The organism is Kitasatospora sp. NPDC003701 (genome assembly GCF_053587085.1).
Map to the genome: position 1 here is coordinate 1 of NZ_JBSFNM010000122.1, position 10,980 is coordinate 10,980.

Here is a 10,980-nt window from a genome sequence, read left to right on the forward strand (position 1 = left end):
CTCGTAGAAGCGCGCGTCCTCGATGTCCACCTGCGCCTGGCGCATGTAGGGGGACATCTGGTCCGCCGTGAGCACCGTGCGGTCGCGCTCGTAGAGCTTGGCGATCAGCCCGCCCTTGGCGTCGAAGATCTGGGTGGACTGGGCGAGCGGCGGCGTCTTGAAGTCGTCGGGGATGTCTTCGAAGCCCTCCGCCGTGCTCTTCGCCGTCAACCCGAGCGCCCCGGCGGCGGGCAGGGCCATTCCGGCGAGCAGCACACCGGACACCACGCTCACCCCCAGGAAGGTCGCACCGTAGCGGGCCACCTGGAGCGGCGAGCTGCGAGTCGGGGGGAGGGGTTCGGTGTCGGACGCATTCCATATCGGAGGGAGATTCGATGCCATGTCAGAACATTAGCCGCCGCGTCGCACGGATCCGACGCATTGTCGCGCGGGGTTGTCACAACCGTGTGACAAGTGCGGGAGATGGCCCGTGGCCATACCGTTTGCATGCGTACTGAATTGTCATAAGGGAATTCAACATCTCCCAGGACGAATTCCGGGCACCCTTGCGGCCGGCGCGGTCCGAACGAATCCACGCCGCGGTAATGCGCCGCCGTCGGCCGGCGCATTCCGCCGTCCGTTCCGCTGTCGGGTGCCCGTGACTTCGCGTACGGCACCCCTCCCGTCCCACGACCCTGACACCATGGAGATGCCGTGAGCGGGGCGAAACGTTGCACGCGAACCCGGGCTCCGTCGAACCTCTGCCCGTGCGTCCACACCGGGGTTGCCCTTTCGGTACGTGCTTCGTACCGGTCCCTCCCGTCCCGGGGGCGGGAGATCGCCCGCGGTCCAGGGCTCGGTCGGCCCGCACGGCCCAGCCCCGGGGCGGCCGTGTGGGGGGCGTCCGGCGCGCACAGCCGGGCGGCATCCGGGAGCGGCATGCGCGATTCGCTCGTTGACCGGCCCCTGCGGTGTCCCATGATGGACTCATGACCGCACCACCACAGGCCGCTCCCGACCTCGCCCGACGCAACGCCCACGCCTGGACGGCGGGCCGATGACCGGGCCCGTGGGTGACACCACCGACTTCGCGGCACTGGACCCGTTCTTCCGCGTCGTCCAGGAGGGCCTGGCGGGTCTGGTCGACGGCGAGCACTTCTTCGACCTCCTGGCCGAGGACGTGGTCGTCGAGTACGTGGTCTCCGTCCCCGGCTACCCGCGCCGGGTCCGGGGCCGGCAGGCGGTCGCCGACCTCTACCGCGGCTACGGCGACATCATGGTCCTGCACAGCGCGGACGAACTCGCCGTGCACCGCGACCCCGCCACGTCCGTCGTCGTCCTGGAGTACGCCGTGCACGGGAAGGCGGTCCAGACCGGACGCGCCTACGACAACCACTTCGTCTCGGTGATCACTATCGAGAACCGCCGGGTGACCCACTGGCGGGACTACCTCGACCCCGTCGCAGTCTTCCGGGCCGTCGGGTGGCCGGCCGAGCCGCGCTAGCCCGAAGCCGCCGGCGGACCGAGGAGTTCCCCCGTTCGTCGCTGCCGTCCGGGCCCGGACGGCAGCGACGAAATTGAGAGGCACGCGTTCGGCGGCCTGAGTACGGTCGCTGGATGGATGCTGCGGGTGGCGGAATGGAGTCGCTGTGCTTCGGGGCCTGGCGGGAGGATGAGCCGGTGCCCTGGGCGCCGGCGGGGCGGCGCTATGTCACGGTGAATGAACTCCTGGTGCGGTTGGGGAGTTTCAGATTGGGGCTCACCTGGCGGGTGCGATTCGACGAGGACCGGCTTGCCGGGATCGTGGAGCTCGCCGAAACCGGGGTGGGGACGCTGGAGCTGTTGGCTCTGCTGCCTCCGGACCTGCAGGCGGTCGATGCGGATTTCGTGGCCTACGCGGGGACCGAACGGGTGCTGGTACTGCGGGAGTTCGACAGTTCGTCGTGGGAGCTGCTGACTGCCGACCCCTGGGTGCTCGGTGAGATCCGCCGGCAGTTCCCGGACGCGGCTCCCCTCGCCATGACGTTCTGGGAGGAGCACCCCTGGTGGGAGGAGCCGCTCCCCGAGGGCTGGGGCGAGCAGGTCGGGCGCCGGGTCGTCGGCGGGGCCCGGGGCGCGGCCGCGCCGTTGCCGGACGGGTCCACCTGACGTCGGGGACGGGCGGACGGCCCGCCCCTCCCGCGCGCGGTCCGCGAGGGCTGGTCAGGGTGGTGGTCGGCGGTTCTCCGCGGGCCCGACTCCGGCCGAGCGGGGGAGTCACGTGATGCTTGGAGGCGTTCGCGGTAGGGGCCTTGGCCACCGCCGCGGCACTCGTGTTGGGCGGTTCTCCGCTGCCGGCCGCGGGGGCTGGCTATCGTGGTGGGTATGTCCACGATGGTCGAGCTGCCCGAGCAGCTGGAGGAAGCCGTTCGTTCGGCCGCCGCCGAGGCGGGGCTGAGCGTCAACGAGTACATCGCGCGCGTGCTGACCGCCGATCAGGTGGCCGCCGCCGGAACCGCCGCCGAGCGCGTCGCCCGTGCCCACGCGCTCGCCGCGGCCGCCTACCACCAGTGGACCGCCGGAGGGTGCGGAGAGGACGGGGCGATGGGCATGGACGAGGTGTTCGGCCCGTGAGCAGTGCCCGTTTTCCGGCCAGGTTCGCGCGTGACGTCGGCCTGGCCGTGCGCGAGCTCGACCCGCAGGTGGGCAAGAGCCTGCGCGGGGCGCTGGAGCAGGCAGAGGCCGATCCGTGGTCATGGCCGCAGGCCGACCGCTACGACCTGGACGACGCGGTCCGCGTGATCACGGTCGACCGGGCGATCGTCCACTACGCCGTCCTGCCGGAGCCCCCGCACCTGTGGGTGTTCGCCATCGCGCTGATCTGAGCACGAGTCACTCAACGGGCCCGACGGGCATGACCGGCTCCTTCAGGTGATCACGGGCTGTGGATCGGACCAACCAGGCGGTGGCCGCCCGGTATTGTGGGCCCGGGCCGTGACTGGCGCTGAGGTGGGACACCACCGGGGAGCGGCCTGACGTCTCGTCGATGCCGTGCGCCTGGGCACCTCACCGTGGAGCTCAGGAGTGGCACGTGATGGAGACGCAGCAGGCGCGGCTGATGGACGGTACGGATCTCGCCCGCCGGATCACCGAGACCAGCGCGGCAGCCGCCGAGGACATCCGTCGGCGCGCGGGGGTGTCCCCCTGCCTGGCGACCGTGCTCGTGGGAGAGGACCCGGCCTCGGTCACGTACGTCCGGATGAAGCAGGCCCGTTGCGCGAAGGTCGGCATCCGCTCGCGACACGTCCCGCTGCCTGCCGCCGTGAGCACCGGCGGCCTGGTGGAGACCGTCACCGCACTGTCCGAGGATCCGGACGTGCACGGCATCCTGCTCCAGCACCCGGTGGGGGCGCACATCGATGAGCGCGCCGCGTTCGAGGCGATCGCCCCCGAGAAGGATGTCGACGGGGTCACCATGCACTCCTTCGCGGCGATGGGGTTCGGCCTGCCCGGATTCGTCTCCTGCACGCCCGGAGGGATCATGCGCCTCCTGGACGAGTACGACGTCGACCTCACGGGGAAGCACGCCGTCGTGGTGGGACGCAGCCCCATCCTGGGAAAGCCCGTCGGCATGCTCCTGCTCGGGCGTGATGCCACGGTGACCTACTGTCATTCCCGTACCGCCGATCTGCCCTCGATCGTGCGCGAGGCCGACGTCCTGGTCGCCGCGGTCGGCCGGCCTCGGTTCATCAACGGGGCGGACATCAAGCCCGGTGCGGTGGTGATCGACGCGGGCTACAACCCGGGCAACGTCGGGGACGTCGACTTCGAGACCGCCCGGCGCAGCGCGAGCCTGATCACTCCTGTGCCCGGCGGCGTCGGTCCCATGACCATCGCGGTCCTCCTCGCGCAGACTGTCGACGCGGCAGCGCGTCAGCTCACCCGGCCCTGACCCGGGAGCTGTTGGTCGGCCCGGGGCGCGGCGGACGGCGACGGTGTGGGTGGTCCGACAGTGCTGCCCCGTCAGGGAAGCCGCCGCACCAGAGCCTTGGCGACGGGCTCGCCCGTACGCCGCGCGTAGGCCATCCGCTCGCGCGCCTCGCGCAGCGTGCGGGGCCGGTACCCGGGACCGCCGCAGCAGCTCTTGTGGAAACCCACGCCCGCGTTCACCAGCACCGAGAGCGTGCGCCAGGCCGCGGTGTCCCGCCGTCGGGGCGCGGCGAAGGCCGACCCCACGTGGGTCAGCGATCCTGAGCACCGCGGGCAGCTCCGCTGCCGTTCCCGGTCGTAGGGCTGCTTGTACGAGGCCCGGCAGGGCAGGCAGACGTACGAGGTCTTCGCATGGGCCATGCCACCAGCGTAGACAGCACCCTGCGACGAATTCGACGGGTTTTCAGCGACGGATGAGTGCGCAGTGGGAGCCGGTCGGGGTCGGCACCGGGCACGGGTGAGGGCGGACGCGGTGCCGTGGGCGGCCGGCCGTGCCGGGGAGTCGGGTGATGGCATGTTCGCGCCTGAAAAAGAGCAGGTCACAGGCCTGTTCACGGCAGCCCGGGTGGGTCTAGCATTCCGGTCACAGCAGCCCCACCACCCCCTTGACGGGCTGCTGAGCAGCACGGCCGCTCCCCCCGGCGGCCGAGCCTCCCACGGCCGGGACCGGGGAATCCTCCTGTCCCCGAGTCCCGGCCGTTGCCCCACCCGCCTCCGCGCTCCCCCGCCGTTCCGGGCCCGGTGCGCCACCCGCTCCGACGGTCGGGGCGGCGGCGAGGACGACCCGCTCGACCTCCGCACGGCCGTCCGGGAACTCGTCGAAGCCGCCGACACGTCGGCCGCCGTCCCCGTACCGGCGGGGTGTTCGCCGCCCGGGTCCGCGAGGGCGTCGTCCCCGGCCCGAGCCTGCCCGTGTCCGGCCGGCCGACAGGCCGTCGAACCGGGAACCGGCGCTGCGGGGAGCGGCGCGGAGTATCCGCAATCGCCGTGTGCGGCCGACCGCTCTCGGTCAGGATGTCCCCGTGCAGACGGCTGACGGGCAGGAGCGCGGGACCGGCGACGGGAGCCGCATCACGAACGAGTTCAGCGGGACGGTCGGTGGGTCGGTCGTGCAGATCGGCACGGCCACGGGGCCGGTCACCGTGGTCCACCACGCGGCCCCGGCGGAGCACGACGTGCTGACCGGGACCGCCGAGAAGCTCGCGAAGGCCGTCGCCACCCGGTACCGGGAGGGGGAGGAGCACCAGCAGATCCAGGACCCCTTCCCGCTGGCCCTGCGGTGGCGGCCGGCGCCGGTGGAGCTGACCGACCACTGGGACAGCATCAACCCGTCGGGGCGCCGCGGCGCCGAGGTCCTGCCGGACCTGTCCGGCGAGCTCGACCAGGTCCTCGCCCTCTACCGGCGGGTGCCGTCCGGCCGGCTGGTGGTCCTCGGGCGGGCCGGAGCGGGGAAGACCGTCCTGGCGATGCGGATCGCACTGGACCTCCTGGCGGCCCGCGCCACCGGCGCCGCCGTGCCCGTGATCCTTGGCCTGGCCTCCTGGAACCCCGTCACCACCCCGTTCCGGGACTGGCTGGCCACCCGGCTCGCCCGGGAGCACCCGGGTCTGTCCGCCCCCGGCCCGGACGGCTCGACGCTGGCCGTCGCGCTGGTCGAGGCCGGCCTGGTCCTGCCGGTGCTGGACGGGTTCGACGAGATCGCGGACGGTCTGCACCGGCCCGCGCTGGCCTCGCTCAACCGGGCGTCCCGGATGCCCCTGCTGGTCACCAGCCGCCGTGACGAGTACGAGGCGGCCGTGACGGGGACGGACGTCCTGACCGCTGCGGCGGTCATCGAGCTGACCGACCTCACCCTGGACGACCTGGCCGACTACCTGCCGCTCACCACCCGCCGGACGGCGCGCCCCGCTACCCGGGCCGGCGCGGTCGGGGCCGGAGCCGCCCCGGACGAGGGTGCGGCGAAGGCGGGACCGCCGGCCGCCGTACCCGTGTGGGAGCCGGTCCTGGCCCGCCTGCGCGCCCACGACCGCAGCCGGACCGCCACCGCTCTCGCCGAGGTGCTCACCACACCGCTGATGGTCGCGCTCGCCCGGATCGTCTACAGCGACACACCCGACCACCAGCCGTCCGACCTGCTGGACGCCGACCGGTTCGGTACCCGCGAGGACCTGGAGGTCCACCTCCTGGACACCTTCGTCCCCACGGTCTACGGGCCCGGCACGCCGTCGTCCGGGCGCCGGCGGGACTGGAATCCTGAGCAGGCCCTGCGCTGGCTCGGCCAACTCGCCCTGCACATGGACCGGTTGGGCACCCGTGACCTCGCGTGGTGGGAGCTCGGCACCACCCTGCGCGGGGCCACCCGCGCGACCCTGGTGGGCACCCTGGCGGGCCTCGTGCTCGGGACCGTCGCCGGGCTCAGCGGACTGCTCACGGACGGAGCCCCCGAGGCGCTGTTCGCACTGCTCATGAACGGGCTCGGCGGCGGGCTGGCCTTCGGCTTCGTGCACTGGGTGGTGCCGTGGGGGCTGAACAGGTTCCCGTCCGCCCGGCCGGTGTTCGAGCCCGCGCGTGTCCAACTGAGGATCCGCGGAAGGTCAGGACGGGTGCGCGACACCCTCCTCGCCCGCCTCCTCGTCGGGGTCTTCTGCGGCGCCGTCTTCGGCCTCACCGTCGGGATCGGGTCCCTGGCCCTCCTCGGGACCGTCCTGCACATCCGCGGGAACGCCGGAGTCCTGTACGCGCTCGCGCTCTGGATCGGGAACTGGCTCGTGATCGGCCTGTCCCTCGGCCTCATGGGCGGCCTCGTGAACGGCCTCCTGGCCAGGTTCGAAGTGCCCATCGACCTCCGGACCTCGGTCAGCCCGGCCGACCTGCTGCGCGCCGACCGCGCTACGGTGCTCGTCCAACTGCTCGTCGTCGGGCTCGTCGTCGGCGCCGGATACGGCGGCCTGATCGCCCTACGGGAGACCACCGACAAGGCCGTCCAGCACGGCGTCGTGGGCGCGATCGGGGTCGCGGTCGCGTACGGGCTGAGCCTGAGCGCCTGGGGCCGCTGGGTGGTCCTGGTGCGCATCTGGCTGCCGCTGACCGGACGGCTGCCCTGGGCGGTGGCCGCCTTCCTGGACGACGCCCACCACCGCGGCGTGCTGCGCCAGGCCGGCGCGGTCTACCAGTTCCGCCACGCGCGCCTCCAGGAGCGCCTCGCCGCCACCGCCGCCCGCCGGTAGCCGTCCGGGCGGCTCGGAGGCGGTTCGGAGGCGGCTCGGAGGCGGTTCGGAAGAGGCCCGGCCGGCGGTCCGTGGTGCCGGTGATCCCGGGCCTCCTCCGCTCCCGAGGAATCCCCAACTCGGGCCAGGGGCGCGGACGGAGCCGCTCCCTCGGACTCCCGCGCCGCCGTGTGCCGACCGGCAGTCAGGTCTGTCCGGCTGGGCGTCCGGTCGCGGTGGTCAGCGGGGGTCGTGGCCCGCCCGCCTGCTCAGTGCGGCGCCGAGCAACAGGGCTGCGGTGACTGCCGCGAGCGGGGCGGTCCAGGAGCCGGTTGCGCCGTGGAGGCCGGCGGCGAGGGCGGGGCCGGTGGCGGCGATGAGGTAGCCGCAGGTCTGGGCCATGGTCGACAGGGCGGCGACGTGGTCGTGGTCGGTGCCCCGGCGGGCGTAGAGGACGCCCGGGAGGGCCTGTCCGGCGCCCAGGCCGATGCCGAGGACGACCGCCCACAGTGCCGGGAGTCCGGTCGGGGCGAGCAGCAGTCCGGTGAACCCGGCGGCGCTGATCAGGGCGGTGCCCAGGATGTGCGGGCGCTGGTCCCTGCGGGGTGCGGCGAGGACGGGGGCGAGGAAGCCACCTGCGGCCACGCCGAGGATGAGGACCGCCTGGCAGGTTCCGGCGGCTGTCCGGCTGGTGCCGGAGGCGATGAGGACGGAGGGCAGCCAGGCGAGCGCCGTGTAGAACGCGAGGGTCTGGATGCCGAAGAAGGCCGTCAGGCTCCACGCCAGCCCGGTGCGGGCCACGTGCGGACGCGGTGCGGTCGCCTCGGCCGCCGGGGTCGCGGGCCGGGGCCGGTGGACGCGGGCCTGCGGGGCGATTCCCGCCGCCGCGAGCACGGCCGGCACGACGGCGATGCCGACCGCGAGCTGCCAGGAGCCTCCGGAGGCCTGGGCGATGGGCGCGACCAGGGCCGCGACGATCGCCGAGCCGACGCCCATGGACAGCGCGTAGACGCCCATCATGGTGCCGACGTGCCGGTGGGAGAAGCGTGCCCGGACGAAGACCGGCACGAGCACGTTGACGACCGCGGTGGCGAGGCTGACGACGACGGTGCCGGCGTACAGGCCCGGCATCCCGAGCACGCGCAGGATCGCGCCGGCGACCAGGACGACGCCGGCCCACAGCAGGCCGCGCTCCTCGCCGAGCCGGCGCCGCACCAGCGGGGCGAGCGGTGCGAACAGGCCCATGCACAGCGGCGGAAGCAGGCCCAGCACGGTCACCGTGGCGGAGCCGAAGTGGGCGACCGGGGCCAGCGGCCCGATCTGCCCGAACGCGACCCGGGTGTTGAGGCTCAGCAGCACGAAGCCGACGACGAGCAGCACGCCCGCCGCGGGGGTCGGGCGGGCGGTGCCGGCGGGGGCGGGCGGTGCGGTCGTTCTGGCGGAGGAGGAGATCGGCACGGGACGGCCCTGCCCTTCGACGTGGACGTTAGGATGTCCTCAGCCTTCACGCTCAAGCGCGCTTGAGTGCAAGTCACGGAACCCGGCCCGGAGCGGCGATGGAGCAGCAGCTGTTCTCGATCAGCGCGGTGGCCAAGGCGTTCGGCCTGTCCGTGCCCGCCCTGCGGTACTACGAGGAGCGCGGCCTGATCCGCCCCGCCGCCCGGCGCGGGCGGGTGCGCTACTACGACCACGCCGGCCTGGAGCAGCTCGCGTACGCCCAGCTGTGGCACGACGACGGCCTGATGCCGATCGCCGACACCGCCGCCGTGGTGGAGAGCGAGCACGTCGAGGACCGGCACGCCCTGATCGCCGGGCAGCGGGAGGAGATGCTGGCCCGCATCCGTCGGCTCACCCGGGCCGCCGCCGTGCTGGAGCACATGCTGGAGTGCCCCAGCGACCGCCCGCTGGACTGCCCGATGACCGGCGCCTACATCCGCGCCCGGGTCGACGCCGCCCTCACCGGCAGGGAGTTCACCGACGACTTCCTGCCCGGGCATGCCGACTAGAAGCAGCCACACGTCACAGGTGTGCGAGCAGGTCGTGGAGGGGCGCCGGTACCCGTTCGGGTGCGAGGGCCTCGGCCAGGAGGTGGCCGTAGCGGATCTTGCGCCCCTTCTTCGTGCCGAGGAAACGCCGCATCTGTTGCTGCGGGGGCCGTCCTCGCTGCGCAGGTTGGTGAACGAAGGTCTGCCAGGCGGGGAGGTCGCCCTCGGCCCGGACGATCTCCTCGACCCGTGGCACGCCCAGCGCGCGGATGAGTTCGTCCTCCAGGTCCGTCACACACACGAAGAACCCCTCCCGCGGCGCGCGGGCTCTCTCCAGACCGCGGTCGTAGAAGCGCCGCTCGCCTTCGTCGCACAGCCCGGCCAGGCGCAGGCCCAACCCCGGCGGCCCGAGGAGGCTCACGTAGCGGCCGACGTTCATCGCCCCGCCCATGGACAGGACGCACACCCCTTCGGCGGGAAGGTCCCGACCGTCGCGGGCGGCCAGCGCGTCAACGGCCGCGACGTCGCTCGGCCCTTCCAGCAGCACCGCGGTCCGCACCCGCAGGTGCGCGGCCAGCTCACTCGCCGGCCCGCCGGGTCCGCCCGCCGCCCAGTCGGTGACCGCGTCCCGGAACGCTCGTATGTCCGTCATGGGGTGATCCTGCTCCTGGTCGGGCACGCGCCGCACGGATTATTCGTCGGCCGGGCACCCGGCGTCCGCGCACACCCGCGTACGGCGACCCGGTGGTCGGCAGGCCCGGCCACCGGCGGGGACGGCTCCACGGGCCGTGGCAGCGGCGAGTGGTGGGCGCGGTTGGCGTTGAGTTGGGCCAGGACAGGCCTCCCGCCGGGCGGGCCGGCGGGAGCCGTGCGGGCTCGCCGCAGGCGTCAGGCGTCCGGGTTCGCGCCCTGCTGGACCCGCTTGATCCGCTCCGCCTGGAGTGCGGTGAACTGCTGCAGCGTCTTGTGCTCGGGCCCGTCCTCGTCGAGTTCGATCAGGACCACGACGGTGCCGATCCGCATCGCCATGGCTTCGGCGACGACTCCGTCGGGGGCGTCACTCGAATCGGCGGGCTGCTCGAAGCCCTGCGACTGCTCGGCGGCCGCCTTCACGTTGATCCGGCGCACCTTGCTGTCGTTCTTCTCCAACGACGTCACCATGGCGTCGAAGGCGGGGCCGGCGTTGTCCACGGTGTCGAAGGTCAGCATGGTGAAGCGGATGTCGTTGTCGGTGTTGGAGGCCAGCTCGTACCGGACGGTGCCGCCCAGTTGGAGACCGGAGCAGCTGATCGAGAGCTTCTTCCGGCAGGTGCTGGACGCCTCGGCATACTCGATGACCTGCGGCGGCTTGGCGCCGGAGGCGAGTCGCCACCCCGAGGGGAGTGAGGCCTGACTCGGCAGCGCGTCCTGCACCTGGCCCGGCTCCGACAGCACCGCTCCGGCCCGGAACGCCGCCGCCCCGCCGCCGTCGGAGCTACACGCGACCGCTCCCAGGGCGAGTGCGGCGACCGTCCCCGCCAGTGCGGTCCTGCGCCCGTGGCGCTTCGGCCTGTCCATCGCGGTGCCCCCTGTTTCGTTCTTCACCTCGAAGATCAGCAGCGGTCATCAAACCACATGATCATCTGGTGGTTCTGACTGACCGTCCGTGATGGCCGGGGCCGGAGACCGAGACCGGCGCGGGGCCCCACCGCCCCGCCCGGACCAGGGCGGAGCGGTAGCCGAAGAGGTGGCGGCCGTCGGGGGTGCCGAAAAAGCGGTGCTGGGCCAGGCCGACGAAGGTCTCGTACTCCTCCAGCAGGCCGTCCGGGATGTCCGGGGTCTTGGTGCCGGGGGTGTCGGGC

General features: G+C 73.1%; 12 protein-coding genes, 1 pseudogene and 1 riboswitch. Of the genes and pseudogenes, 7 read left to right on the forward strand and 6 right to left on the reverse strand.

Going from position 1 to position 10,980, the window contains the following annotated elements; translation table 11 throughout:
* Positions 1-381: pseudogene (locus ACWDRR_RS43435) on the reverse strand (hypothetical protein); the annotation flags it as partial.
* A 667-nt stretch (positions 382-1,048) separates the two neighbouring features.
* Between ACWDRR_RS43435 and ACWDRR_RS43440 the strand changes: the two are divergent.
* The 5 genes from ACWDRR_RS43440 to ACWDRR_RS43460 all read left to right on the forward strand — a co-directional run bounded on the left by ACWDRR_RS43440 (position 1,049) and on the right by ACWDRR_RS43460 (position 3,910).
* Complete coding sequence (locus ACWDRR_RS43440) at positions 1,049-1,483, forward strand: nuclear transport factor 2 family protein (RefSeq protein ID WP_449777873.1); 435 nt, start codon at positions 1,049-1,051, stop codon at positions 1,481-1,483.
* Positions 1,484-1,596: 113 nt separating this feature from the next.
* Positions 1,597-2,127 (forward strand): hypothetical protein, encoded by a 531-nt coding sequence (locus ACWDRR_RS43445; protein WP_449777874.1) that lies wholly within the window; start codon positions 1,597-1,599, stop codon positions 2,125-2,127.
* A gap of 216 nt (positions 2,128-2,343) precedes the next feature.
* Positions 2,344-2,592: a hypothetical protein gene (locus ACWDRR_RS43450; RefSeq protein WP_449777875.1), complete on the forward strand. Its 249-nt coding sequence runs from the start codon at positions 2,344-2,346 to the stop codon at positions 2,590-2,592.
* Positions 2,589-2,843 (forward strand): hypothetical protein, encoded by a 255-nt coding sequence (locus tag ACWDRR_RS43455; protein WP_449777876.1) that lies wholly within the window; start codon positions 2,589-2,591, stop codon positions 2,841-2,843. Before ACWDRR_RS43450 ends, ACWDRR_RS43455 begins: the two co-directional genes overlap by 4 nt.
* A gap of 99 nt (positions 2,844-2,942) precedes the next feature.
* A riboswitch (ZMP/ZTP riboswitch) is annotated at positions 2,943-3,028 on the forward strand.
* A gap of 24 nt (positions 3,029-3,052) precedes the next feature.
* Positions 3,053-3,910 carry a bifunctional 5,10-methylenetetrahydrofolate dehydrogenase/5,10-methenyltetrahydrofolate cyclohydrolase gene (locus ACWDRR_RS43460; protein WP_449777877.1) on the forward strand — a complete coding sequence of 286 codons (858 nt, stop codon included), beginning with the start codon at positions 3,053-3,055 and terminating at the stop codon, positions 3,908-3,910.
* Between the two features lie 71 nt (positions 3,911-3,981).
* On the opposite strand, the gene ACWDRR_RS43465 is transcribed toward ACWDRR_RS43460, so the two are convergent.
* The gene (locus ACWDRR_RS43465; RefSeq protein WP_449777878.1) at positions 3,982-4,308 is read right to left on the reverse strand and encodes a deoxyxylulose-5-phosphate synthase; all 327 of its coding nucleotides are present in this window, start codon (positions 4,306-4,308) and stop codon (positions 3,982-3,984) included.
* 662 nt (positions 4,309-4,970) lie between these two features.
* Here ACWDRR_RS43465 and ACWDRR_RS43470 point away from each other — a divergent pair.
* Entirely contained in the window at positions 4,971-7,175 is a 2,205-nt protein-coding gene (locus ACWDRR_RS43470) for an NACHT domain-containing protein (RefSeq protein WP_449777879.1), read from the forward strand.
* A 219-nt stretch (positions 7,176-7,394) separates the two neighbouring features.
* Here ACWDRR_RS43470 and ACWDRR_RS43475 read toward each other — a convergent pair whose 3' ends face one another.
* On the reverse strand, positions 7,395-8,612 hold the full coding sequence (locus ACWDRR_RS43475) for an MFS transporter (protein ID WP_449777880.1): 1,218 nt from the start codon (positions 8,610-8,612) through the stop codon (positions 7,395-7,397).
* A 98-nt stretch (positions 8,613-8,710) separates the two neighbouring features.
* Between ACWDRR_RS43475 and ACWDRR_RS43480 the strand changes: the two genes are divergently transcribed.
* Entirely contained in the window at positions 8,711-9,160 is a 450-nt protein-coding gene (locus tag ACWDRR_RS43480; protein ID WP_449777881.1) for a MerR family transcriptional regulator, read from the forward strand.
* Between the two features lie 13 nt (positions 9,161-9,173).
* On the opposite strand, the gene ACWDRR_RS43485 is transcribed toward ACWDRR_RS43480, so the two are convergent.
* The 3 genes from ACWDRR_RS43485 to ACWDRR_RS43495 all read right to left on the reverse strand — a co-directional run.
* A complete protein-coding gene (locus ACWDRR_RS43485; protein ID WP_449777882.1) occupies positions 9,174-9,791 on the reverse strand; it encodes a TOPRIM nucleotidyl transferase/hydrolase domain-containing protein in 618 nt (205 codons plus the stop codon).
* A gap of 236 nt (positions 9,792-10,027) precedes the next feature.
* Positions 10,028-10,696 carry a hypothetical protein gene (locus ACWDRR_RS43490; protein ID WP_449777883.1) on the reverse strand — a complete coding sequence of 223 codons (669 nt, stop codon included), beginning with the start codon at positions 10,694-10,696 and terminating at the stop codon, positions 10,028-10,030.
* A gap of 61 nt (positions 10,697-10,757) precedes the next feature.
* A partial coding sequence (locus tag ACWDRR_RS43495; protein ID WP_449777884.1) for a hypothetical protein occupies positions 10,758-10,980 on the reverse strand: 223 nt, incomplete at its 5' end.